This is a genomic window from Streptomyces sp. NBC_00386 (assembly GCF_036063235.1).
Lineage (GTDB): Bacteria > Actinomycetota > Actinomycetes > Streptomycetales > Streptomycetaceae > Streptomyces.
Map to the genome: position 1 here is coordinate 2,119,630 of NZ_CP107950.1, position 23,023 is coordinate 2,142,652.

At 70.5% G+C, this 23,023-nt stretch carries 19 protein-coding genes and 1 pseudogene; 7 read left to right on the plus strand and 13 right to left on the minus strand.

Features of this window, described 5'->3' with window-relative positions:
- The first annotated feature begins 360 nt into the window (after positions 1–360).
- The 3 genes from OG780_RS09285 (at position 361) to OG780_RS09295 (ending at position 2,144) form a co-directional block, all read left to right on the plus strand.
- The gene (locus OG780_RS09285; RefSeq protein WP_328446518.1) at positions 361–1,194 is read left to right on the plus strand and encodes a serine hydrolase domain-containing protein; all 834 of its coding nucleotides are present in this window, start codon (positions 361–363) and stop codon (positions 1,192–1,194) included.
- A 63-nt stretch (positions 1,195–1,257) separates the two neighbouring features.
- On the plus strand, positions 1,258–1,416 hold the full coding sequence (locus tag OG780_RS09290) for a hypothetical protein (protein ID WP_328446520.1): 159 nt from the start codon (positions 1,258–1,260) through the stop codon (positions 1,414–1,416).
- A gap of 524 nt (positions 1,417–1,940) precedes the next feature.
- Entirely contained in the window at positions 1,941–2,144 is a 204-nt protein-coding gene (locus OG780_RS09295; RefSeq protein WP_328458015.1) for a restriction endonuclease, read from the plus strand.
- On the opposite strand, the gene OG780_RS09300 is transcribed toward OG780_RS09295, so the two are convergent.
- The gene (locus OG780_RS09300; protein WP_328446522.1) at positions 2,126–2,770 is read right to left on the minus strand and encodes a GAP family protein; all 645 of its coding nucleotides are present in this window, start codon (positions 2,768–2,770) and stop codon (positions 2,126–2,128) included. The genes OG780_RS09295 and OG780_RS09300 overlap by 19 nt on opposite strands.
- A gap of 159 nt (positions 2,771–2,929) precedes the next feature.
- Here OG780_RS09300 and OG780_RS09305 point away from each other — a divergent pair.
- Both OG780_RS09305 and OG780_RS09310 read left to right on the plus strand, forming a co-directional pair.
- Positions 2,930–3,139: pseudogene (locus OG780_RS09305) on the plus strand (ATP-binding protein); the annotation flags it as partial.
- Between the two features lie 1,003 nt (positions 3,140–4,142).
- Positions 4,143–4,538, plus strand: coding sequence for an SCO4402 family protein (locus OG780_RS09310; protein ID WP_328446524.1), 396 nt, complete (start codon positions 4,143–4,145; stop codon positions 4,536–4,538).
- A gap of 624 nt (positions 4,539–5,162) precedes the next feature.
- On the opposite strand, the gene OG780_RS09315 is transcribed toward OG780_RS09310, so the two are convergent.
- From OG780_RS09315 to OG780_RS09325, 3 genes are read right to left on the minus strand one after another with little or no spacing between them, the layout of a single operon-like run.
- On the minus strand, positions 5,163–5,894 hold the full coding sequence (locus OG780_RS09315; RefSeq protein WP_328446526.1) for a DUF4232 domain-containing protein: 732 nt from the start codon (positions 5,892–5,894) through the stop codon (positions 5,163–5,165).
- A 35-nt stretch (positions 5,895–5,929) separates the two neighbouring features.
- Positions 5,930–6,598, minus strand: a complete 669-nt coding sequence (locus tag OG780_RS09320) for a response regulator transcription factor (RefSeq protein WP_328458017.1) — start codon at positions 6,596–6,598, stop codon at positions 5,930–5,932.
- 32 nt (positions 6,599–6,630) lie between these two features.
- On the minus strand, positions 6,631–7,743 hold the full coding sequence (locus OG780_RS09325; RefSeq protein WP_328446528.1) for a sensor histidine kinase: 1,113 nt from the start codon (positions 7,741–7,743) through the stop codon (positions 6,631–6,633).
- A gap of 214 nt (positions 7,744–7,957) precedes the next feature.
- On the opposite strand from OG780_RS09325, the gene OG780_RS09330 reads away from it, so the two are divergent.
- Together OG780_RS09330 and OG780_RS09335 are read left to right on the plus strand one after the other, a co-directional pair.
- Entirely contained in the window at positions 7,958–8,965 is a 1,008-nt protein-coding gene (locus OG780_RS09330) for a carboxymuconolactone decarboxylase family protein (protein ID WP_328446530.1), read from the plus strand.
- Positions 8,966–9,186: 221 nt separating this feature from the next.
- Positions 9,187–9,855, plus strand: a complete 669-nt coding sequence (locus OG780_RS09335) for a hypothetical protein (RefSeq protein ID WP_328446532.1) — start codon at positions 9,187–9,189, stop codon at positions 9,853–9,855.
- A gap of 40 nt (positions 9,856–9,895) precedes the next feature.
- On the opposite strand, the gene OG780_RS09340 is transcribed toward OG780_RS09335, so the two are convergent.
- From OG780_RS09340 to OG780_RS09380, 9 genes are all read right to left on the minus strand, one after another.
- A complete protein-coding gene (locus OG780_RS09340) occupies positions 9,896–11,422 on the minus strand; it encodes an NCS1 family nucleobase:cation symporter-1 (protein WP_328446534.1) in 1,527 nt (508 codons plus the stop codon).
- 127 nt (positions 11,423–11,549) lie between these two features.
- Positions 11,550–12,572: a TIGR03842 family LLM class F420-dependent oxidoreductase gene (locus OG780_RS09345; protein ID WP_328446536.1), complete on the minus strand. Its 1,023-nt coding sequence runs from the start codon at positions 12,570–12,572 to the stop codon at positions 11,550–11,552.
- Positions 12,573–12,591: 19 nt separating this feature from the next.
- Positions 12,592–13,992, minus strand: a complete 1,401-nt coding sequence (gene hydA, locus OG780_RS09350) for a dihydropyrimidinase (RefSeq protein WP_328446538.1) — start codon at positions 13,990–13,992, stop codon at positions 12,592–12,594.
- A 340-nt stretch (positions 13,993–14,332) separates the two neighbouring features.
- Positions 14,333–15,175 carry a nitrilase-related carbon-nitrogen hydrolase gene (locus OG780_RS09355; protein WP_037621540.1) on the minus strand — a complete coding sequence of 281 codons (843 nt, stop codon included), beginning with the start codon at positions 15,173–15,175 and terminating at the stop codon, positions 14,333–14,335.
- A gap of 225 nt (positions 15,176–15,400) precedes the next feature.
- Positions 15,401–16,957, minus strand: coding sequence for a PucR family transcriptional regulator (locus OG780_RS09360; protein WP_328446562.1), 1,557 nt, complete (start codon positions 16,955–16,957; stop codon positions 15,401–15,403).
- A gap of 149 nt (positions 16,958–17,106) precedes the next feature.
- Positions 17,107–18,390: an aspartate aminotransferase family protein gene (locus OG780_RS09365; RefSeq protein ID WP_328446564.1), complete on the minus strand. Its 1,284-nt coding sequence runs from the start codon at positions 18,388–18,390 to the stop codon at positions 17,107–17,109.
- The gene (locus tag OG780_RS09370; protein WP_328446566.1) at positions 18,387–19,229 is read right to left on the minus strand and encodes a nitrilase-related carbon-nitrogen hydrolase; all 843 of its coding nucleotides are present in this window, start codon (positions 19,227–19,229) and stop codon (positions 18,387–18,389) included. Before OG780_RS09370 ends, OG780_RS09365 begins: the two co-directional genes overlap by 4 nt.
- A gap of 346 nt (positions 19,230–19,575) precedes the next feature.
- Positions 19,576–21,519 (minus strand): hypothetical protein, encoded by a 1,944-nt coding sequence (locus OG780_RS09375; RefSeq protein ID WP_328446568.1) that lies wholly within the window; start codon positions 21,517–21,519, stop codon positions 19,576–19,578.
- A 471-nt stretch (positions 21,520–21,990) separates the two neighbouring features.
- Positions 21,991–22,926, minus strand: a complete 936-nt coding sequence (locus OG780_RS09380; protein ID WP_328446570.1) for an HAD family hydrolase — start codon at positions 22,924–22,926, stop codon at positions 21,991–21,993.
- Positions 22,927–23,023: the final 97 nt, after the last annotated feature.

Genomic DNA, 23,023 nt, shown 5'->3' on the forward strand with positions numbered 1-23,023 from the left:
CCGGCCCTGAGTACACGGCCCGGACGCCGGCACCGGACCTTGAGGGGGCATCAGGGCGTACGGGCTCCAGTGATGCCACGCAGGCCGCTGCCCGCATCCGCTCGGTCCGGACCCGCCCGTACCGTTACACCTGATGACGACCACCCACTGGAACTGATCCACCACCCGGCCGACTCCAGCCGGACCGGGGCTCATTGCGGTCCGTCCCGGTCAACGGACCGCGATCATTGCCCTGTTCCAGCGGGTGGCCGTTGTCAGCGAGACCTCGACTCGCCCATCGCCGGATCAGCCACCCACCGGCATCGCACGCCCGTCGGAACGGCGGCACGCGGTGCCCCGAACACACGACAGAAGATCATCATGAGCCGAGTTCCCACCTGCATACTCAGCAGCTTTCAGACACCCCGGATCTCACACGGCCACAACCCCGACCTGTTCGTGCAGATCGGTTCGCTGACCAAGCCGCTCACCGCGACCGTCCTGACCGCCTTGGCCGACGGCGGAGTCCTGAGCCTCGACGACCCGCTGGAGCTGTTCCTGCCGGTGCCCAGTGGCACGGGAATCACCCTGCGCCGGCTTGCCGAGCACACCTCGGGCCTTCCTCGACTGCCTCCCGGCATCAGCGGGCGCGATCCCTACGTGGCTTTCGACGCCGACGCCCTGGACTCGGTCGTACGGCGCCTCGACACCCTGGTCACGGCTCCCGCGGGGACGGCCGAGGAGTATTCCAACCTCGGATACGCGCTCCTGGGTGCCGCACTGGTATCGGCCACCCGAACCCCGTACGAGGAGTTGTTGCACCGTCACCTCCTCGATCCCCTGGGCATCGCCGACGTCGCCACCGATCCGCCGTCCGGCAGACGACTGTGCCGCAGGGGGCTGTTCGGCCGGTCTCGGCAGGAATGGACCATGGACGGCGCGATTCTTCCCGCCGGCGGGCTGTGGGCCACTCCCCGGGCCGCCGCCCGCCTCCTCACCGACCTGCTTGTCGACCGCAGGCTGGGTGAACCGGCGCCGGCCTGGCAGAAGGCGGGGAGCCTTCTGTGGCACAACGGCGCGACAGGCGGCGCGTCCGTTTTCGCGGGAGCCTCACCGCAGGGCTGGATTCTTGTTCACCGCCTGTCCGGTCGAAGTGCCGTGACGGACAAGCTGGCCCTGGACACGCTCAGGCACTTCATCGGGCCCCGAGCTTGACGCCGGGGGCGGGCATGGAACACTCCCGGCCGCCCGGCACAGAAGCCCGACGAGTGGACGGTCATGCTCGACGAAGGCCGGGGTCCGGAATGGGAACACCACGTCGGCCACTGCGCCTCCGCACTCCTGTCCGTCCTGACAGGAGAGGCCGAGACCGACTACTTCCCTGGACTCCCCCTGGAGAGCCACCGGTTCGACTCCAACGACGACATCCTCACGTAGCCCCGCACCGCCGGCACCCGCAGCCGCGCGCAGGCGGGACTCGAACCCCCGGCCGACGGATCATGAGTCCCTCAGGAATCTTGGCGGTCCTTGCCGATCAACGCTCATCCATGACGTTTCCACAGGTCAGATGAGCCTATCCATGTGAATTCTCCCTCTGCCCTTATCAGTCTGTTCCTGTCCTTGCGGCCTCAACTCGGTCTCGATGAGGCCCGGCAGGATCGCGCTGAATGGACAGAGAGAGGAGGGATGACTGCTCGGCGTGGGCGGGGCGCAACTGCTCGCAAGCGGCGGAAGGCGCGGCTGGCTCGGCCATGATCCACCGCGGCGTGCTGCCGGCCCTCCTGGCGACGTTCCGGCCGGCCGTGTGGCCCTATGCAACGGCGGCCCTGCTCCTCGGCGGCGTCGGAACGACGGGCCGGTGGTTGTGGCGCACGGACCGGATCGCGCATGCACGGGACCTCCGCCGACGACAGGACGAGGGAGCGAAAGCCGGTCGCCGGACCGTCGCCGAGGTGGACGTCATGATTGGCACGGAGTTCGAGGAACCGGTCGCGAGCTTGTGCCGCCGCGACGGGTGCACGGAGGTTCGGCGGGTGGGAGGTTCGCACGACAAGGGTGCTGATGTCCTCGGGCGTCATCCGGACGGCCGGGCCATGGTGATCCGAGCCAGCGGTACGCGCCGAGCAGCACAATCACTCGGCTGCCATCAGGCGACCAGTTGGTAGATGCTCCGGGCCATCAGGTACAGACCGAGGAGCAGTGAGAGCGTGACGATCAACTGCTCCTGGTGTCGCTCCAGCCAGCCGCGCAGGGCGTTCAACCGGGCGTTGGCGGCCGTGGGCGCCCAGACCGTGTACATCTCCATGATGATGAGGCTGAGCGTGGCCAGCAGGCAGTAGCCGGTCAGCGCGAGCCAGTCGGTGAGGGTGGAGAGGTCTGCGTCGACGGCGGTCGCGGCTCCGGCGCCGACCATGGCCCAGGGCTGCAGCAGCCATGCCAGGCCGGCTGCCGTGGTCGGGGAGGCGTTGTCGATCCGGGTGGTCCAGCGTGGAGGGCCGTGCGGGTGGGGCGGTCGGCGGTGCCGGTGCGCGCCGTACAGCACCATCGCGAGGCCGATGGCGAGTTTCGCGGCGATCGTCGCGGTCGAGGGCACGCTGTGACGGGCCGGAGGCTGACCGCCCGTCAGCAGCACCACACAGGCGATCACCGCGATCAGGTTGGCCAGCCACGACAGCAGGAACGCCAGACCCTGGCGAACGCCGCGCCGCGAGGAGAGCAGCAGGATGAAGGCGCTGTTGTGCAAAGGCCCCAGGGTGATGGCCGTACCGATCACGAGCAGGTCGAGGACCATCGGATCAGTCGCTCCTGAAGATCAGGACCGTCTACCGCCTGTGGACGGGCGGGCGGTCGGCAGAGTCAGGCAGCGCACTCGTGGCGCCGCATCCCGACCCTGCAGGGGGTGGCCCGGCCGGTCAAGCAGGCCACGCCTACGTCCTCGTATGCAGCAGGCCTGGAACTCGACCGCCACTGCGCCGAACTCCTCTTCCCGGTCCTGACCGAACGCGAGGAGAAGAACAGCGTCGCCATCGCCTCCGACGAGTCCTTCGGCGGCTGGACCAAGACTTTCACCGACCCCCGTCTCTGCGCGGCCATCGTCGACCGACTCGCCTTCAACGGCACCGTCATCGGAATCGGCACCGACTCCTACCGCCTCGCCGCACGAATCGGCCCGACCGGGAAGAAGCTGGCACACTGTCAGTCAAGAAGGCTGCGCCGACGCTCTGTCGCTCCAGCCATAAATCGTGATCTTGGTGCAGCTGTCAGTGGCCCTCTGAAGCAGACAACTGCGTGCGCTCAGAGGGACTGCATCCGCTGCAGGACCGCGAGCCAGGTTGCGGTCGTGATCAGTGGCGTCGGCGCCGGAAGGTGTTGTCCTCGATGGCCCCGCTGGTACGGGAGGGCCAAAGCGAACTGGTAATCCCTGCTGCGGAGAAACCCACCTCGCCAGGCTGGCACACGCGTCCGCCATCGGTCATGCAGGCTGCAGCGCGATTCGTAACCCCTGGGCATCATCTCCCCGGGACCGTCAGCAGGCGCGCGCCGGGATGCCGTCCTGGGCCGTTTCCAGTACGGGCAGTTTCCCGCACGCTGCGACAGGGCCGCAGATCCACACCCACACCCGGGGACGTTCCCGGCCGCATCAGCGCCGCCCACCACCCATCGGCAGCACGCCTCGCAGGCGACTCTTCGAAATACCCGCGGCCTCAACACGGCCCCAACCCCGCCCCCACGCCCCGGTTCAAGCCGTTGCCGCCGCCCAGCCGAACCAAGGTCCGTCCCATTCCCGCAGGTCAAGGCAGCATCAATTACGGCCGATGGAGACACCGTCGAACTCGCGAGCAGCGGATTCGATCCGTTGGACCAAAGTCCCCAATCCGAACGCCTGGTGAGCTGTTTCCACAGGTCGGAGACCTCCGTGGCGAGACGGGTGGGACTCGAACCCACGGCCGACGGATTGTGAGTCCTTCGAGGATCTTGGTGTCCTTGTCGATCGACGCGCGCTCACCAAGGTTCCCGAGGGCTTCGAGCCGATGAAGGGGACGAAGACGGGTGGACTACCGTTTCCCCGGGCCAAAGCAGGACGGCATCAGGATCGACAAGGGAACGAGCACAACGCCTACATGGAACACATCCCTACTCATTGAATGGCTGAAGTGGGAGAAATGGGACAGCCCCACCTGATGACGAACGACGTGGAGTTCCCGGACGTACGGATCAACGTAGTGGCGGCGTTGGAGTCCCTCGCTGACCAGAACTACCAACAGCGGGTCTGGCGGGACCGTATGCCCAGGGCGGACGAAAAGGTGGACAACTTCGACCTGGTCGTGCATGTGCTCTTCGACGACTCACGGGTCCTGGACGACCCGGAGCCGCCGGTCGGGGAGGTACTGGCGTCCGCGCGCGAGGTGCGCGCCGCCCGGGAACTGGCCGAGGTACTGGGGAGGCTCATCGACGAACTCGGCGACGTGGGCGACGAGGTCTATCTGGCGTCGCCCCGGTGGCCGGCCGTCGTGACGGCGGCGCGAAGCATGCTCGAGGAGATGCGCGCCGATCGCTGAGGGAAGTGATCCCCGAGGGGCCAGGCCACCGCACACGGCGGCCTGGCCCCTCGGGGGTCACCTCGGTGCGGCGGACCCCGTCTGCTGGTCTCCTGCATGTCCGGGCCCGTACAAGTGGTGGTCCGACATCAAGGGAGGGCGGCGCACAGGAAGTCCGTGCCGCTGTCGCTGAGCTGATCCCGCTGTTCACCCTCGCCCAGCGGGCCGAAGGCCCAGGGCACGGCCGAGACGACGCACCTTGCTCCGCAGGTATACGAGGTTGCCTCGGACGATGACGGTGTCGGGGTGGTCGGGGCCGAGGATCCTCGTGCGGTCGCCGGCCACCTGCTCCCCGAAATGGCTGTGGTTCGTTTCGAGTGAAGATCGCGATCGAGCGGTGAGTGCCGTACTCCCCCATACACCGACAGTCGTGATCAGCGACGTCGGCGCCGGAAGCTGTTCAGCGCGTGGTCCTCGTCGAGGAGGAGGTCCGTTGCCTCCGACGACCACCCTTGGCAGCTCGTCAAGACGATTCAGATGGAGGGCGACCACGCTGCACCGGCAACCGCGCAACCGGCGCATCCCGCTCGCTCCGTGCCGCCCGCCCGATCAGGAGTGCAGGGCTCGGAGCGGGCCGGCCGGCGTTCAGGACGCGGGCGTCCAGGCCGTGGTCCCCAGCGTGTTCTCCGGGCCGATGTCGAGGTAGTCCGCCAGCCGCAGGGTGACGGCGTCCTGTCCCTTCTGCGGTGCGACGCGCAGATACACGCCGTGCTGGGCCGCCATCCGCCAGTAGAGGGCCGCATGCGCGCTGTCGCCCGGGTGCAGCGTGAAGGGCTCGGGACCGGGGTCGGCGGGCGCCATGGGCACCTTGTCCGTCCCCATCACGCTGTGCACCCCGGTGATCGGGGCGCCCTCCTCGTCGAGGACCTGGGCGATGGCCGGGTAGCCGTTCACCCTGTACGACCGCTTGCCGCAGTCGGTAAGGGTCAGCGTCACGGCACGCAGGCCCATGGCCGCGTTGACGAGTCCGGTGTCGAGGCGCAGGCCGGACGGCGGACAGCCACGGCCCTGTTGCACCGGTACCGACTTCGAGGGCTCGGGCACTTCGATGACGAGGGGATCCTGACTGGAGGCCCGGTCCGGGACGTGTGTCCGCCCGGGGTCGCGCTCACGGTCGAGCTCGGCGGACAGGCCGCACCCACTGGTGGCCGTCGTGACCAGGCAGGCGAGGACGACCGGACGGACCCACCTCGCCCGGATGCCGGCGGCGCGGGAACGGTCACCGCGCGGGGGTACGGCGGCGGTGGAGGCACCGGCGCGCCTCGGACGCTCGGCGGCGGCTGCCGCGCCGACCCGTTTCGGTCTTGTCGCGATCACGGGCCGATCATGGCACGGAAGTCCGGCGGAGGGCGTCACCGCGTCCGCCCTCGCGCCGTCACCAGGCCCGACTCGTAGGCGAAGACGACGAGTTGGGCCCGGTCGCGGGCGGCCAGCTTCGTCATCGCGCGACTGATGTGGGTCTTGGCCGTCAGGGGGCTGATGACCATGTGTGCGGCGATCTCCTCGTTGCTCAGGCCACGCGCGGCGAGCGCCGTGACCTCGCGTTCGCGGCGGGTGAGGCCTTCGAGGCCCGGCGCCGTGGCCCGGTCGGGAGGCCTGGCCACGAACTCCCCGATGAGGGTGCGGGTCACCGCGGGCGACAGCAACGCCTCGCCGTGTGCGACGACTTCGATGGCCTGGAGCAGATCGGCGGGCTCGGTGTCCTTGAGCAGAAATCCGCTCGCCCCGGCCCGCAGCGCCTCGAAGACGTACTCGTCCAGGCCGTAGTTGGTGAGGATGACGACGCGTACCCCGGCGAGCGCCGGGTCGGCGGCGATACGACGGGTGGCCTCGATGCCCGTCATCACGGGCATCTGTACGTCGACCAGGGCGACATCCGGCAGCTCGGCGCGGACCAGGGCGAGCCCCTGTGCCCCGTCGGCCGCCTCGCCGACCACCTCGATGCCCTCCTCCGCGTCCAGCAGAGCGCGGAAACCGGCGCGCATCAGGGCCTGGTCGTCGACCAGGGCGACCCTGATCAGACGGCCTGCCCCGATCGGCGTGTCCGGGGCGCTCACCGAGCTTCCTCCGGTGTGTCCAGGGGGAGTTCGGCCCGGACCGAGAAGCCGCCCTCCGCGCGCGGGGCGGCCCGCAGGGTGCCGCCGAGGGCGGTGACGCGTTCACGCATGCCCGTGAGGCCGATGCCCGGGGTGGGCGGCCTGGACAGCCGGGCCATCCCGTCGTCGTGCACACCGATCGTCAATTCGCTTGAGGCATAGGCGATTTCGACCGTCACTTTGGCGGGGCCCGCATGCCGGGCGGCGTTCGTCAGGGCCTCCTGGACGATGCGGTAAGCGGCCCGGTCCACGGTCGCCGCGAGGGGACGCTCCTCTCCGGTCACCCGCAGATCGACGGCGAGCCCCGCGGCGCGGGCCTGCTCGACCAGCAGCGCCGGTGTACCGGTCGGCTCGTCGGTCCGCAACACCTCCAGTGTGGCGCGCAGTTCACGCATCGCCTCACCGCCGGCCTCCTGGATGGCGAGCAGTGCGGGCGGCACCTCCTCGCCCCGCTTGCGCGCCAGATGGACGGCGACTCCCGCCTGGAGCTTGACGATCGAGATGCTGTGGGTCAGCGAGTCGTGCAACTCCCTTGCGATGCGCAGTCGTTCCTCACCGGCACGGCGCAATGCCGCTTCCTCGCGGGTCCGTTCGGCCTCCAGGGCGCGCTGTTCGGTCTGGCGCAGATAGGCCCGCCAGTTGCGGTCGGCGAGGCCTGTGACCAGGGCGCACAGGAACCAGCCGGTTAGCAGCAGCGTCCGCTCCACCGCTTCCCTCGTCCCCGGCCCCGTCGCCACGAACCCGGCCAGGAACACGGCGCCCGCGAGGGCCGCGACGCCCCGGTGGCCGGCTCTGGCCGCCGTGTGCACCGCGCTCAGGACGGGAAGGGCGGACAGGGTGCCGGGGTGGGCGTGCACGACGTACCCCGTGGTGGTGGCCGTGGTGATCGCCAGTACGGCGCGCGGGGCATCGCGGTAGGCCGCCAGCGTCAGCGAACCGATGCCGATCAGGGTGTAGTCGAGGGGGGTGGTGCCGTCGCCGGACGCGGCCGCGGTCACCACGAGGGCGCCGACCACGACCGCGAGGGCCGCGTCGGCCGGACGCGTGCGGACGACCTGGTCGAACTGCATGTCCGGCACTCTATGCGGGCGTGCCGACCACCGCGTCAGCCCTTGGGACGGGTCTCCGGCTACTCCTGTCGGAGTAGCCGGCACCGGGCACCGCGCCCACGGCGGCAGCCCGGATCACCCTCGGCCGTACGACGCCCGCGACACCTCCTCCGGGCCATCGTTGACCGTGATCGCCGGTCACCCGGCAACCGCCCGGTCCACTCAGGAGGCACCCATGGCCATGTCCCTCTCCACTCCCTTCCGTTACACCACCCCGCCGCCACGGAAGTCCGCCACCGGCGCGACCGCCGACGCCTACGCCCAGCTCGCCTCGGACTTCGGCATGGAGCGTCCGGCCACCTTCGTCGTCCTCTCCTCCGAGCCCGAACTGCTCACCGCCACCTGGGCGTTGATGCGGGAGTCGCTGATCGCGGGTGAAGGCGACAGGACCGGGAAGGAACTCGCCGCGCTCGGGGTGTCGTTGGCCAACCGGTGCCCCTTCTGCGTGGACGCGCACACGATGCTGCTGCACGCCACCGGGGACCATTCCCTCGCCGAGGCGGTCGCGCGCGGGGAGACGCCCTCGGACGAGGAGCACGCACGCGTGCTGGCCTGGGGCCGGGCGAGCCGGACGCCGGGGGCACCGGAGTTGACGCCGTATCCGTTCGCCGCCGCGCACGCTCCGGCGTACATCGGCACCATGCTCACCTTCCACTTCATCAACCGGATCGCGTCGGCGCTGCTGACCGAGAACCTGCTTCCGGGCAACGCGCAGCGGTTCCGGGCGGTACGGAGTCTGGGTGGGCGATCGCTGGCGAGGACCGTGCGCCGCCGGCCCGTACCGGGTGCGGGTCTCACGCTGCTCGACGCCCCGGGTCCGGGTCCCGACTGGGCGCGGGACACCGCCGTCGGCCCCGCCTACGCCGCCCTGCGCGACGCCGCCGCCGCGGGCGGAGGACTGCTCGACGAGGCGGACCGTGCCCTCGTACGGGAAACGCTCCGGGGATGGGACGGCGCGCATCCGTCGCTCGCGTGGGAGGGCCTCCCGGACCGTTCGCGTCCCGGCGCGCGGCTGGCGCTGCTGGCCGCCCTCGCCCCGTACCGCATCACGGACGAGGACGTGACGGCCTGGCGCGAACCCGGTCATTCCGACCGCCACCTGGTGCGCCTCGTGGCCTACGGCGCGTTCGCGGCCGTCGACCGCGTCGAGCAGGCTCTCCCGGTCCGCACCTCGAAGCGGTAGCCGTGACCGCGATGAGGCGGAATGACGGAATACTTAGCGATCACTGAGGCGAACAAAACAGACATCCTGCTACAGCATCAGTCAATCGCCGCCAAGGTGAGTCGCTGTCATCACACGGGCATGACACCTGCCCGCCCTTCCGCACCACAGCGTCTCGTGTGACACTGGCGTCCCGTCCGCAGTGCGGACTCCTCCGCACCATCCCCCACGAGAAGTGCGCTTTGGGTTCTCTTCCTCTGCCGCTCGCGCTCGCCGCGCGCCTGTTGCCGGTCGCTCTGCTCGCCTCCGCGGGCTGGGCCCTGGCCGCGGGCCCGTCCGCAGCGACCCCCAACGCCGAGGATAAATCGACGCAAAAACAGACATCCGATGCATCGTCGGCTCCTTCGGCGTCGGCTGCCGTCAAGACGTTCACCGCCTCCCCCGCCCCCTGTGGCGGCATCCAGGTCGCCACGATCAAGTCCCTGGTCCCCGGCGCCAAGACGGCCGGCCAGGAGATCGCGTCGACCGACAAGGCGGTGCGCCGCACCTGCTCGTGGAACGCCCTGAAGGGCTTCGACTACCGCTGGCTCGACGTCTCGTACGAGATCAAGGAGTCGGACGCCGCGGCGGAGAAGGCCTACAAGGACCGTGTCGCCGACAAGAGCGGAGGCGGGGCGGTGCCGGGTGTCGGCGACTCCGCCTACTCCGTGGTCAACCTCAGCACCGAGGACAAGCAGGAGACCCGTGAGGGCGTGGTGATCGTCCGGGCGTCCAACGCTCTGGTGGTCGTCACCTACAACGGCAGCGACTTCGAGACCAAGAAGGCGCCCGCCACCGACGAGATCAACAAGGGTGCCATCAAGGCGGCCAAGGACGCGACGGCGGCCCTGAAGGGCGCCCAGAAGAGCTGAAGGACGGCCAGAAGACCTGACCGTCCTCCGGTCGCCGCGGTCAGACCGTGATCCTGTCCTTTCCGCGCAGCAGCATCAGAACCACGTACAGCACCATCGACGTGCCGAGGCCGACCGCCCATCCGTAGTCGGCGAGCGGTTCCAGCGCCGGGACGGGCCGCCCGTCGATCAGCGGGTGGAAGTCCGCGCCGCCGACGGCCAGGACGCCGCCGGTGACGAAGGCGGCCACGGCCCGCCAGTTCCAGCCGCCGTCGTACCAGTAGCGGCCGCCCGTGCGGTACAGGTCGGCGAGGTCGAGCTTGGTGCGGCGCAGGATCCAGTAGTCGGCGATGAGGATGCCGGCGACCGTCCCCAGCAGACCGCCGACCAGCCCGAGCCAGGTGAAGATGTAGCCCTGGGGGTCCGAGTACAGCTTCCACGGGAAGATCAGCACGCCCAGGACACAGGTGGCGAGCGCGCCGGTACGGAAGTTGATCTTCCGGGGTGCGATGTTGGAGAAGTCGAAGGCCGGGGAGACCAGGTTGGCCGCGATGTTCACGGACAGCGTCGCGACCAGCACGGTGACCAGCGCGAAGAGGATGCCGACGACGTTGTCCGTCTTGGCCGCCAGCTGGACCGGGTCCCAGATCGCCTTGCCGTACACGGCCTGCGAGCCCGAGGTGACCATGACGGACAGGAACGCGAAGAGCGTCATGGTGGTGGGAAGACCGAGGGCCTGTCCGACCGTCTGCGCCTTCTGGCTCTTTCCGTACCGGGTGAAGTCGGGGATGTTCAGCGACAGGGTCGACCAGAACCCGATCATGCCCATCAGCGAGGGCCAGAACAGCTTCCAGAAGTCACCGCCCCAGCCGAGCTTCGACGGCTGGTCGAGCAGCGGCCCGAAGCCGCCCGCCTTGTCGCTCATCCACCACAGCATCACGCCGGCACCGGCGAGCACGAACGGCGCGGCCCAGTTCTCGAACCGGCGGATCGTCTCCATTCCCCGGTAGATGATGGCGACTTGGAGCGCCCAGAAGATCGCGAACGACAACCACATGGTCCAGGCGTGGCCGCCGATCTCGGAGGCGTTGGCCCAGCCGTCGCCGAAGAGCTTGCCCGCGAGGAAGTAGATCGCCTCGCCGCCGATCCAGGTCTGGATGCCGAACCAGCCGCACGCCACCAACGCCCTTACGACAGCGGGGAGGTTGGCCCCGCGGACCCCGAAGGAGGCACGGGCGAAGACGGGGAAGGGAATGCCGTACTTCGGTCCCGCGTGCCCGGTGAGCAGCATCGGGACGAGCACGATCAGGTTGGCGAGGGCGATGGTGAGGACGGCCTGCTTCCAGTCCATGCCGACGGCTATCAAGCCCGAAGCCAGCGTCCAGGAAGCGGTGTTGTGGGCCATGCCGACCCACAGGGCCGAGAAGTTGTACGTGGTCCAGGTGCGCTTCTCGACCGGGACCGGCAGCAGGTCGTCGTTGGCGTAGGGGCCGGTGGGCACGGGAGCGTCGGGCGCGATCTCCACCCGGCCGTCGGGGAGCGTGACTTGTCCGGCGGGCGGGCCGCCCGGGGAGACGATTTCTGTCATGAGCAGGCCAATCAATGAGGAGTGACGGGAAAGGCCGTGCGGGGACGAACTCGGGGGGTGCGCGGGGAGCGCCCTGATCCCCTTCCCGGGACGGCGGGAAGGGGAGAATGAGGGGGTCGGCCTTCGGTTACTGCCCGTTGACGCCGGGGATGACCCGCGCTCCGTACGCGTCGATCGTGGCCTCCTGGGCGTCGTGCATGTCGTACACGGCGAACTGGTCGACGCCCAGCTCGCGCAGCGCGTTCAGCTTCTCGATGTGCCGCTCGGCCGTCCCGATCAGACAGAACCGGTCGACGATCTCGTCGGGCACGAACGCGGTGTCGGGGTTGTCGGCCCGTCCGTGGTGCGAGTAGTCGTAGCCCTCGCGGGCCTTGATGTACTCGGTGAGTTCGTCGGGAACCGCGGCCGAGTGCTCGCCGTACTTGGAGACCAGGTCGGCCACGTGGTTGCCCACCATGCCGCCGAACCAGCGGCACTGCTCACGTGCGTGGGCGAGCGCCTCGGGCGAGTCGTCCTCGGTGATGTACGCGGGCGCCGCCACACAGATCTTCACCTCGGCGGGGTCACGCCCGGCCTCGGCCGCCGCGTCCTTCACGGCCTTGACCATGTACTCGGTGAGGTAGAGGTCGGCGAGCTGGAGGATGAAGCCGTCGGCCTCCTCGCCGGTCATCTTCAGCGCCTTCGGCCCGTACGCGGCCATCCAGACCGGCAGTTCGGCACCCGGCCTGACCCACGGGAACTTGATGACGGTGCCGCCGAGATCGGCCTCGTCGCCCCGGCCGAGGGCACGGATGACCTTCATCGCACCGCTTATACGGGCGAGCGTGTTGGGCTTGCGTCCGGCGACGCGCATCGCCGAGTCGCCGCGCCCGATGCCGCACACCGTGCGGTTGCCGTACATGTCGTTGAGCGTCGCGAACGTGGAGGCGGTGACCTCCCAGGTGCGGGTGCCCGGGTTGGTGACCATCGGGCCGACCGTCAGCTTCTCGGTGTTGGCGAGGATCTGACTGTAGATCACGAAGGGTTCCTGCCACAGCACGGCCGAGTCGAAGGTCCAGCCGTACGTGAAGCCGTTGGCCTCGGCCCGCTTCATCAGGTCGATGACACGGGAGGCCGGGGGGTCTGTCTGCAGGACGAGTCCGAAGTCCATTGGCGCCACTCCTGGTCGCTCAGAGAAGGTACTGACAGGTGGAACGGGGGGTGTAGACGCCGTGGCCCGCACGCCCGGTGAACTCCCGGTCGGTGATGACCATTTCGCCGCGCGACAGCACGGTCTCGACCCGTCCGGTGACGCGCTTGCCCTCGTACGCCGAGTAGTCGACGTTCATGTGGTGGGTCTCGACCGACATGATCTGCTCGGCGTGCGGGTCGTAGATGACGACGTCGGCGTCGGCGCCGGGCGCGATGGTGCCCTTCTTCGGGTACAGGCCGAACATCCGGGCCGGGGTGGCGCAGGCGATCTCGATCCAGCGGCGCCGGGAGATGTGCCCGTCGACGACGGCCTGGTGGAGCAGGTCCATGCGGTTCTCGACGCCGGGAAGGCCGTTGGGGATCTTCGAGAAGTCGCCGCGGCCGAGCTCCTTCTGGCCGGTGAAGCAGAACGGGCAGTGGTCCGTCGACACCACCTGGAGGTCGTTGGTGCGCAGGCCGCGCCACAGGGCCGCCTGGTGCTCCTTGGGCCGAAGAGGCGTACTGCACACGTACTTCGCGCCCTCGAAGTCCGGTTCCGCCAGGTTGTCGGTCGACAGGAACAGGTACTGGGGGCAGGTCTCGCCGAAGACGTTCAGGCCCTCGTCGCGCGCGCGGGCGATCTCGGCGAGGGCTTCGGTGGCGGAGACGTGCACGACGTAGAGCGGGGCGCCGGCGACCTGGGCGAGCTTGATGGCGCGGTGGGTGGCCTCGGCCTCCAGCAGTGCCTTGCGTACTTCCCCGTGGAAACGCGGGTCGGTCTCGCCGCGGGCCAGCGCCTGTTCGACGAGCACGTCGATCGCGATGCCGTTCTCGGCGTGCATCATGATCAGGCCGCCGTTCTCGGCGGAGCGCTGCATGGCGCGCAGGATCTGGCCGTCGTCGCTGTAGAAGACGCCCGGGTAGGCCATGAACTGCTTGAAGGAGGTGACGCCCTCCTCGACCAGCAGGTCCATCTCCTTGAGCGTCTCCTGGTTCACGTCGGAGACGATCATGTGGAAGCCGTAGTCGATGGCGCAGTTGCCGTCCGCCTTGGCGTTCCACGCGTCGAGGCCCTCGCGCAGGGAGCGGCCGACGCTCTGGACGGCGAAGTCGATGATGGTGGTGGTACCGCCCCAGGCGGCGGCCCGGGTGCCGGTCTCGAAGGTGTCGGAGGCGAAGGTGCCGCCGAAGGGCAGTTCCATGTGGGTGTGGGCGTCGACGCCGCCCGGGATCACGTACTTGCCGGTGGCGTCTATGGCGCGCTCGGCCGTCCACGACTCGGCCGCGGGCGTGCCCGACGCGGCGAGGGCGGCGATCCGGCCGTCCTCGATCAGGACGTCGGCGTGGATCTCGTCGGACGCGGTGATGACGAGACCACCCCGGATGACGGTACGGCTCATGCTCCCTCTCCTTCCGGTCGGGCGTGCGCTGAGGGGGTTGTGAGGCTGTCAGGGACTGAGGTCGGCACTGTTTCCTCGCGAGGAAGCTCATGGGGCGGTTCGCGGGACGGCCCGTGCGGACCACCGCGCCGCGGGTCCGGCGGCCCGATGCCCGGACCCGCGGCACGGGGCGGCACTAGTGCCGCGGCAGGCAATGTTTGCCCGTCAAGGAGCGGCGCCCGGTGCGTGCTCTCGGTGTGCCGGCCGGAAGTCCTCGTACTGGATGTACTTGGGCTTTCGGCCGGTGCGGCGAGAGGGCGTGCCGGGAGTCGCGACGGGGCGAACGTTGCCTGTCGCGGCACTAGGGCGCGGTCAGCGGCCCGTAGGCACCCGGGGCGCGGTCGCGGTAGAACTGCCACCGGTCGCGGACCTCGCGGAGTCTGGCCATGTCCAGGTCGCGGACGACGAGTTCGCTCTCCTTGTCGCTCGCCACCTCGCCGACGAACTGGGCCTCGGGGTCCACGAAGTACGAGGTCCCGTAGAAGTCGTTGTCGCCGTACTCCTCCTGCCCGACCCGGTTGATGGCGCCCACGAAGTACTCGTTGGCCACGGCCGCGGCCGGCTGCTCCAGCTGCCAGAGGTAGCCGGACAGACCGCGTGAGGTGGCCGAGGGGTTGAAGACGATCTCGGCACCCGCGAGACCGAGAGCCCGCCAGCCTTCCGGGAAGTGCCGGTCGTAGCAGATGTAGACGCCGATCCGGCCCACGGCCGTGTCGAAGACGGGCCAGCCGGAGTTCCCGGGCCGGAAGTAGAACTTCTCCCAGAATCCGGGAACTTGGGGAATGTGGGTCTTGCGGTACTTGCCCAGGTAGGAGCCGTCGGCGTCGATCACGGCCGCCGTGTTGTACAGGACGCCGGGCTGCTCCTCCTCGTACATCGGCAGCACGAGGACGAGGCCCAGTTCCTTCGCCAGCGCCTGGAAGCGCCGCACGATCGGGCCCTCGGGGATCTGCTCGGCGTACGCGTAGAACTCCTTGTCCTGGACCTGGCAGAAGTACGGTCCGTAGAACAGCTCCTGGAAGCACAGGACCTGTGCGCCCTGCGCGGCCGCGTCGCGGGCCGCCTGCTCGTGGACCTGGATCATCGATTCCTTGTCGCCGGTCCATGCGGTCTGGAAGACGGCGGCGCGGATCACTCTGCTCATCGGGACCTCCGGTCGCTCGGTGTGCGAGGAGACTAGAAAGCCCCGGCCCCTTCTTTGAGTTGCACCGTGTCACGTCCGAAGTGCTGTGCCGTTCCACGGTGTCACCTCCGCGTTCTCCCGTGTTTCAGCCGAGTGGTCCTGTGTTTCACCGCTGTTGCCCGCCGGATCCTCACCGCTGTCACGGTCGGGTTCGGGTTCCCAGGGCTGTCGCCGCCGCTCGCGCCCTCATCGTTGCTGTGCGTCGTGCGCGAGCAGGGCGATGTGGACGGACGCGGCCTGTTCGAAGTCGTCGAGGTCGACGCCGAGGCGGGCCTGTATGGCCTCGAGACGGCGGTAGAGCGCGGGCCGGCTGACGTGGTGGAGCTGCGCCGTGCGCGACTTGTTGCGCCCGGTGGCGAGGTAGGTCCGCAGGACGGGCAGCAGCCGGGGATCCGCCCGCGGTCCGCACAGCAGCCCGTCGAGTTCGCGTTCCGCGAAGGACTGGACGTGCGGATCGTCCCGGAGCAGCCGAACGAGACCGCGCAGATGCACGTCACGCAGCCGGACCAGCGCGGGCCGGTCCTGGTCGGCGGGTGTGCCGGCGGCGGCCTCGGCGACGTGCAGGGCCTCCCGCAGTCCGACAGGCACGTCGTCCCAGGCGGTACGAGCTCCGGCGGCGGACACGACGGCGGGGACCCCGGTCTCGTCCCGCAGCCGCATGGCGAAGTGCTCGGCCAGCGCCTCCGCGTCCTGGTCGCGCGGGAGGCTGAGCAGCACGGCGGTGGCTCCGTCGGACAGTTCGGCGACGAGCCCCGGCAGTCCCAGCAGCCTGAGCACACGGCCGAGTTGGGCCGGATCGCCGTCGCGTACGACCAGCGGCACGAAGGTGCGGCGGTTCACGGGCAGTCCGGCGGCCCGCGCTCGCGGCAGGAGCTGGCGGGCCGGTACGACACCGCTCACCAGGTCGGTCAGCAGCCCCTGCGCGGACTCCTCCTCCCAGGAGTGGGCGGGGCCGCCGAGCATGCGGTGCAGGACCAGGGCCTCGGCGGCACGGTCGGCGAGCAGCCGCCCGGTCGCCGCGTCGCCCCGGTGGCCGCACAGCACCAGGCGGCCCCATCTCTCCCCCCGTCCGCCCAGTTCGGCGCGGATCCATCCGTCGCCCTCGATGCCGCCCGCCTGCCGGGCGATACGGTCCCAGTCGCGCAGGACGTCGTCGACGGCGGAGCGTTCACCGGCGGTGGCGAGCACCCGGTGGGCGAGGTTGGTGACGACGACGGGGCAGGCGGCGTGCACGGCGATCTCGTCGAGCATGCGCTGGAGCGGGGCGCCGGTGGTGATCAGCCCGGTCAGCGCGGTGCGTACGGACTCGGAGAGGCTCACGGCCGCGAACTTGTGCCGTACCAGCCGGGACTGGACCTCCTCCGTCAACTCGGCGAAGGGGAACGGGCGGTGGAGCACCACCATCGGCAGCCCGCAGCGTTCGGCGGCCCGGCGCATCACGTCCGGGGGCGCCGGGAAGGCCCGGCCGAGACCGAGGACGACGGCCGCGGCCTCGGCCCGGTGCAGCGAACGGATGTACTCGGCCTGGGCGTCGGGGTCACCCGCGAGCAGCACCCCGGTCGTGAGCACCATTTCGCCGCCGCTGAGCATGACGCCCACATCAGAGGCCTCGGCGACGTGCACCCAGCGGACGGACCGGTCGAGATGACCGGCGCCGGCCACCACCTCGGGCTCCCCGGCGAGCACCCGGTCCAGGGCGAGGACCTGGCGTACCGAAAGAGCGGGTTCCAGGGTGGCGGTCATGGCGGGGTTCCCCTTTGTCCGTGGCTCGGTTCGCCTCCGGAGCGCTGCGGGCGGCCTCGGGGACCCGACGCGTGCCCGGACCCCCGGGTCTTCGCGCGCCCGGCCTTCGAGACCACCGCCCCTTCGGCCCACCCGCCCTTGCTCATCCGTTACTGGGCCCGACTCAGAGCGCGTTCCAGGATCGACGCACCCTCCTCCGCCTCCGCGACGGTGAGGGAGAGCGGCGGGGCGATGCGCAGCACGCTGGTGTCGTGACCGCCGCCCTTGCCGATCAACAGGCCTTCCTCACGGGCCGCTTCGAGTACCGCCGCGGCCCCTTCGGGGTTCGCGCGGTCGGTACCGGGCCGCACCAGTTCGATGCCGATCATCAGTCCGCGCCCGCGCACCTCGCGGACACCGCCGAACTGCGCGGCGACCGCGCGGAGCCGTTCGATGAGCAGGCCGCCGACGCGCCGGGCGTTGCCCTGGAGGTCGTGTTCGAGGAGGTAGGTGAGATTCGCGAGCCCCGCCGCCATCGTGACCGGTGAACCGCCGAAGGTCGAGATGGAGTTGGAGTCGAGGCAGTTCATGATCTCGGCGCGGGCGACGACCCCGCCGATGGACATGCCGTTGCCGATGCCCTTGGCGAAGGTGAGCATGTCGGGCGGGCCGGAGGCCGCGTGGGCCTGCCAGCCCCAGAAGTGCTCGCCGGTGCGGCCCCAGCCGGTCTGTACCTCGTCGGCGATCCAGAGGACGCCGTGCTGCTGGAGCACGTCGCGGAAGGCCGCGTACAGGCCGTCGGGCGGTGTGGTGAAGCCGCCGACGCCCTGGATCGGTTCGGCGATCAGGGCGGCGGGCGGGCGGACATGGCCGAGCAGGTCCTTCAGGTCCTCGACGCAGGCGTCGGTGAACGCGGCGTCGTCGAGGTCGGCGTAGGGGCCGCGGGTGCGGACGCCGCCGTGCACGTACAGCGTCTGGAGCGGCGACAGGGAGGTGGGTGACCAGCCCTTGTTGCCGGTGATCCCGACCGCGCTGAACGACCGGCCGTGGTAGCTGTTGCGCATGGCGAGGATCTGGTTGCTCTGCCGGTATGCGGTGGCGAGCAGCAGGGCCGTGTCGTTCGCCTCGGTGCCGGAGGTGGTGAAGAAGACACGGGCGTCGGGGATCCCGGACAACTGGGCGACGCGCTCGGCGAGTTCGACCATCGGCCGGTTGAGGTAGAGCGTCGAGGAGTGGATGATCCGGCCGGCCTGCTCGCTGACGGCCTTCGTCACCTCGGGCAGGGCGTGCGCGGTCATCGTGGTGAGGATGCCGCCGAAGAAGTCGAGGTACTTGTTGCCGTCGGCGTCCCAGACGTGACGGCCCTCGCCGTGGGTGATCTCGATCGGGTCCTCGTAGTACAGGGCGAGCCACTCGGGCAGGACGGCCTGGTGGCGGGTGTACAGGTCGGTCATGGCTGCACCAGCCCTTCGTAGGCGTCGGGGCGCCGGTCGCGGTAGAACGCCCACTGTTGGCGTACTTCCTCGATGAGGCCGAAGTCCAGGTCGCGGACGATGAGTTCCTCGGCCTTGTCGCTCGCCCTCTCGCCGACGAACTGTCCGCGCGGGTCGACGAAGTACGAGGTTCCGTAGAAGTCGTTGTCGCCGTACTCCTCCTGCCCGATCCGGTTGATCGCGGCGATGAAGTACTCGTTGGCGACGGCCGCCGCGGGCTGCTCCAGCTGCCAGAGATAGGCGGAGAGGCCTCGGGAGGTGGCGGAGGGGTTGTACACGAGCTGGGCGCCGTTCAGACCGAGCTGCCGCCAGCCTTCGGGGAAGTGCCGGTCGTAGCAGATGTAGACGCCGATGCGGCCGACGGCCGTGTCGAAGACGGGCCAGCCGAGGTTGCCGGGCTTGAAGTAGTACTTCTCCCAGAACCCCTTCACCTGCGGGATGTGGTGCTTGCGGTACTTGCCGAGATAGGTGCCGTCGGAGTCGATCACGGCCGCGGTGTTGTAGTAGAACCCGGACTGCTCGACCTCGAACACGGGCACGACGATCACCATGCCGGTCTCGCGCGCGAGCTCCCGCATGCGGGTGACGGTGGGCCCGTCGGGAACCGGCTCCGCCCAGCCGTAGTGCTCCGGCTCCTGGACCTGGCAGAAGTAGGGGGCGTTGAAGACTTCCTGGAACCCGATGACCTTGGCACCCTGCCGGGCCGCCTCGCGGGCGTGCTCCACATGTTTGGCGACCATGGATTCGGTGTCGCCGGTCCAGGTGGCCTGAACCAGGGCGGCACGTACGACGTTGCCCATGAGCTGCTCCTTCGACGGGACGTCAGAGAGCCTCTACGCCCGTAGACAAAGGCTGTAGAGGCTCGAAAGTAAGCCCCCCGGACAGCCTTGCCAAGACCATCGTCGTTAACCCGCTGAGTCGATCACGTTTCTGACCCTCACGGGTGAGTGACGTGGCCGGTGGAGCCGGAGGTACGGCCGATCGGAGGACCGGGCGGAGGACCTGGCGGAAGGCCACGTGGAGCGACCCGGTCGGCCGAGTGGTGCGCCCTCGGCGCGCCCGCGGGACGGGCGTGGCGGAGGTGGCGGACGTGGCGGGCCTCAGCCCCGGACGGGCGTGACGGCCGCCGCTCCGGGGCGGCGGCCGTCACGCCGTGAAGCCGGCCACGCGCAGGGCGTGGACCAGGTCCCATTGACATTCGTCGGACACTCCCCGGGCCGCCCGCAGGAGGAGCGGTACGAGGCGCTGCGGGTCCGTCTCGGCGCTGCGGGCGGCCTCCTCCGGGGTCCGTACGCGGACGTACGCGTCGAGGAGAGCACTGATCTCGCGGCCGCGGCCCTCGTCGGCGAGGCCGAGGACGGCGGCCCCGATCTCCGGCGCGGGCCGGGTGACGCCCTGGCGCAGCATCTGCCTGCCGTCGGCGGTGCGGTCGGCGGCGGTGAGCGCGTCGGCGGCGGCGACCAGCCGGTCGGCGGGCAGCGAGGCCGCCTCCCAGAGCAGGGTGGCCCAGTCCGCGTCGAGGCCGGCGCGGTGCAGTTCGGCGGCGAGCAGGGGGAAGCGTGCGGGAGGCCAGTACGCCGCTTCGACGAGCACGGCGTGCGCCTCGCCGCTGCGGCCTTCGCTCCGCAGCCGCGTGAGCGTCGCGACGGCCTCGGCGGTGAGCCGCCGTGCGTCCTCGTCCGGCGGCTCCGCCCCGGTGCCCGCCCCCGGACGCGGGGGCGGGAACTCCTCGGCGGCTCCCGCGAAACGCGCGCCGCGGGGCGTACGCCCGCTCTGCACGGGCGGGGCGGGCAGCACGGGACCCGACTCCGGCACCACCGCCGGCGCGTCCGGCTCCGCCATCCCGGCGAAGCGCGCGCCCCCTCTGCGGCGACGCTTGGAGCGCTTCGCCGGATACTCGTCGGCGCCGGGCGGGGTCCTGTCATGCGTCGGAGCGGGCACGGCCACCCGGTCGTGGGCCCGCTGACCGCTCGACGGGGACTCTGCCGCCGGGGACCCGGGCTGCGCGCCATAGCCGGGCAAGTGGTTCGCGGGGGACAGGGGCTGCGCGTGGTGGCCCGGCAAGTGGTCCGCCGGGGACATGGGCTGGGCATGGTGGCCCGGCGAGTGGTCCGTGGGCCGGAGCCCGGGCTGCGCGTCGTAGCCCGGCGAATGGTCCGCCGCGGACAGGGACTGCGCGTGGTGACCCGGCGAGTAGTCCGCAGCCGGGGGCCGGGGCTGGGCGTCGTGGCCCGGCGAGTAGTCCGTCGGCGGGGACAGGGGCCACGCGTGGTGGCCCGGCATGTGCGCCGCGGGCCGGGACCGGGGCTGCGCGTCGTGGCCCGGTGCGTGGTTCGCCAGCGGGGACCTGGGTTCCGTCTCGCCGCCCGGCGCGCCCGTCTCCCGGCCGGGCCGGACACCTCCCGCTCCGGACGGATCCCCTGCGGGCAGGTCCCCGCCGAACCGGTTGCCTCCCGACGGGTGCCGTTCGTGCAGGTGCCCCTCCGACGGGTCCGCCCGGTTCTCCGGCTGCGGCGTCCACACGCCGCCCCCGGCGGCCGGAGCCGGGAAGCCCGGCGCGCTCCGCGCACGGGCACGCAGGGCGTGGCGGTCGACGTTGTCCATGCGGTGGCGCAGTTCGGCGCAGCGGGCGGTGGCCCGTTCGTGATCGTCCTGAGCCCAGGCGAGGTCCAGGCGGATCGCCTCGGTCTCTCCCCGGGAAACGGCCGAGGGGAGCCGTCCGCTCAGTTCGGCCTGGCGTTCGGCGGCGTAGCGCTGTTCGCGGAGCATGACGTCCAGGCGGTCGCCGAGGGCCTCCCGGGCGCCCGGACGGACGTCGTACGCGGCCAGCGAGGCCTCGTACAGCGTGTGGGCCCGTGCCGTCTCCTGGGCGGCGGCACGCTCGCCGTACTGTGCGAGGACGTCCTGGAGGAGCGCCTCGACGACATCCCAGGGCGGCACCTCCTGGCCTTCGAGGCACGCTCGCATGCCGTCGGGGTCGCGTTGCCAGAAGACTCCGCACCAGCCGCCGCTCCGGTCGAGCCGCTCCACAAGCCCGTTCAGATACCGCGCGAACTCCAGTATCTGTTCCGGGAGTTGTCCTACAGTCATCACTCAACTCCCCGCCCGACGTGAGCACTTCGACCCGACAGCGAACACCAGTCGTGTTACGGATCGACTACGGGGAGTTTTCGGCGGGAACGCAGAGCCTTCCGCGAGGGGCGCACGGAAGTACCCGGCGTACGCACGGGCGCGCGCCGGACGAGCCGATGGACGGGCAGATCGACGAGCGGATCGACGGGCAACCGGACGAGCATCCGGGCGAACCGAAGGCCGAGATCGCCCGCACTTCTCCCTCGTCCCGCCCGGCTCGTACGCACCGGAGCGCACCGGAGGAGGATCCACCACGCGCCCCGAAGAACGCCGATGGACGATCCACCCGCGCTCCGGAGCACGCCCAAGGACCGCCCACCGGCACTCCGGAACGCTCCGGAACGCTCCGGACGACGGTCCACGCACGCACTTCCGGGCCCGCCCCCGCCCGCCCGGCCACAGGCCGAAACGGCGGACCTCGGCGCGCTCTCAGATGCGGCACGCCTCCACCACCGCCGCGCGGGGCAGCACGAGCCGGATGAGGGCGGCGACGCCTTCGTCGTCGTTGCTGGGCAGCACGATGTCGGCGGCGCGCAGGGTGTCCTCGTGGGCGTTCGCGACGGCGGCGGCGAGCCCGGCCGCGCGCAGCATCGGGATGTCGTTGGGCATGTCACCGACGGCGGCGGTGTGCTCCAGCGGGAGCCCGCTCCGCTCGGCCAGCGTCCGCAGCGCCTCCCCCTTGTCGACGCCGGGGGCGGACAGTTCGAGGAAGTCGCCGGTGGACCGCGTGATCACCGCGCGGTCGCCTACGACCGAGGCGATCAAGGCGGCCAATTCGTCCACGAGCAGCATCGGATGGGCGGCGAGGATCTTGACGACCGGGTCCTCGCCCACCGGCGCGGACACGCCGTCCAGCGCCACGTGACGCCAGGTGTTCGGCACCAGTCGCACGAAGGCCGTCTCCAGGCGGAGCCCGGACACGGAGTCGACCCCCAGCGCGATCCCGGGCACCGTGTCACGGACCGCGCGCAGGATCCCCTCGGCGTCGCCGGGGCCGAATCCCCGGCAGTCCAGCAGCCGCCCCGACCCGGCGTCCACGGTCACCGCCCCGTTGCTGCACACCACGGGTCCGGTGAGCCCGTAGCGCCGGGCCAGGTCCAGGGTGTCGCGGACGGGCCGTCCGGTCACCCCCACCACGGCGATCTCGGCCCGCTCCGCCTCGGCGAGCGTGCTCAGGGTGCGTTGGCGGATGGCTCCGGCCGAATCGAGAAGGGTGCCGTCGAGATCGGTGCAGACGAGCCGCACGACCGTCCGCGCACGGCGTCCACGCCTCGCCGTGCGTTCTACGGGAATGGAAAGCCGCGCTTCGCCGAGCGTCGGCTGCTGCGAAGTGTCCACGCCGGAGCGGGAGTTGCTGTTCGACATGGCCGGAGGCTAGTGACTACGCGCGTAGACGACAAGGGAATAAGCAGTGAATTCAACAATTTCTCAGCACCGGCGGGAAGATCCGGACCGCGCGGCC

Coding starts and splice junctions, on each gene's coding strand:
- OG780_RS09285 (WP_328446518.1), top strand. CDS start 361: ATGAGCCGAGTTCCCACCTGCATACTCAGCAGCTTTCAGACACCCCGG.
- OG780_RS09290 (WP_328446520.1), top strand. CDS start 1,258: ATGCTCGACGAAGGCCGGGGTCCGGAATGGGAACACCACGTCGGCCAC.
- OG780_RS09295 (WP_328458015.1), top strand. CDS start 1,941: ATGATTGGCACGGAGTTCGAGGAACCGGTCGCGAGCTTGTGCCGCCGC.
- OG780_RS09300 (WP_328446522.1), bottom strand. CDS start 2,770: ATGGTCCTCGACCTGCTCGTGATCGGTACGGCCATCACCCTGGGGCCT.
- OG780_RS09310 (WP_328446524.1), top strand. CDS start 4,143: ATGGGACAGCCCCACCTGATGACGAACGACGTGGAGTTCCCGGACGTA.
- OG780_RS09325 (WP_328446528.1), bottom strand. CDS start 7,743: ATGCAGTTCGACCAGGTCGTCCGCACGCGTCCGGCCGACGCGGCCCTC.
- OG780_RS09330 (WP_328446530.1), top strand. CDS start 7,958: ATGGCCATGTCCCTCTCCACTCCCTTCCGTTACACCACCCCGCCGCCA.
- OG780_RS09340 (WP_328446534.1), bottom strand. CDS start 11,422: ATGACAGAAATCGTCTCCCCGGGCGGCCCGCCCGCCGGACAAGTCACG.
- OG780_RS09345 (WP_328446536.1), bottom strand. CDS start 12,572: ATGGACTTCGGACTCGTCCTGCAGACAGACCCCCCGGCCTCCCGTGTC.
- hydA (WP_328446538.1), bottom strand. CDS start 13,992: ATGAGCCGTACCGTCATCCGGGGTGGTCTCGTCATCACCGCGTCCGAC.
- OG780_RS09355 (WP_037621540.1), bottom strand. CDS start 15,175: ATGAGCAGAGTGATCCGCGCCGCCGTCTTCCAGACCGCATGGACCGGC.
- OG780_RS09360 (WP_328446562.1), bottom strand. CDS start 16,957: ATGACCGCCACCCTGGAACCCGCTCTTTCGGTACGCCAGGTCCTCGCC.
- OG780_RS09365 (WP_328446564.1), bottom strand. CDS start 18,390: ATGACCGACCTGTACACCCGCCACCAGGCCGTCCTGCCCGAGTGGCTC.
- OG780_RS09370 (WP_328446566.1), bottom strand. CDS start 19,229: ATGGGCAACGTCGTACGTGCCGCCCTGGTTCAGGCCACCTGGACCGGC.
- OG780_RS09375 (WP_328446568.1), bottom strand. CDS start 21,519: ATGACTGTAGGACAACTCCCGGAACAGATACTGGAGTTCGCGCGGTAT.
- OG780_RS09380 (WP_328446570.1), bottom strand. CDS start 22,926: ATGTCGAACAGCAACTCCCGCTCCGGCGTGGACACTTCGCAGCAGCCG.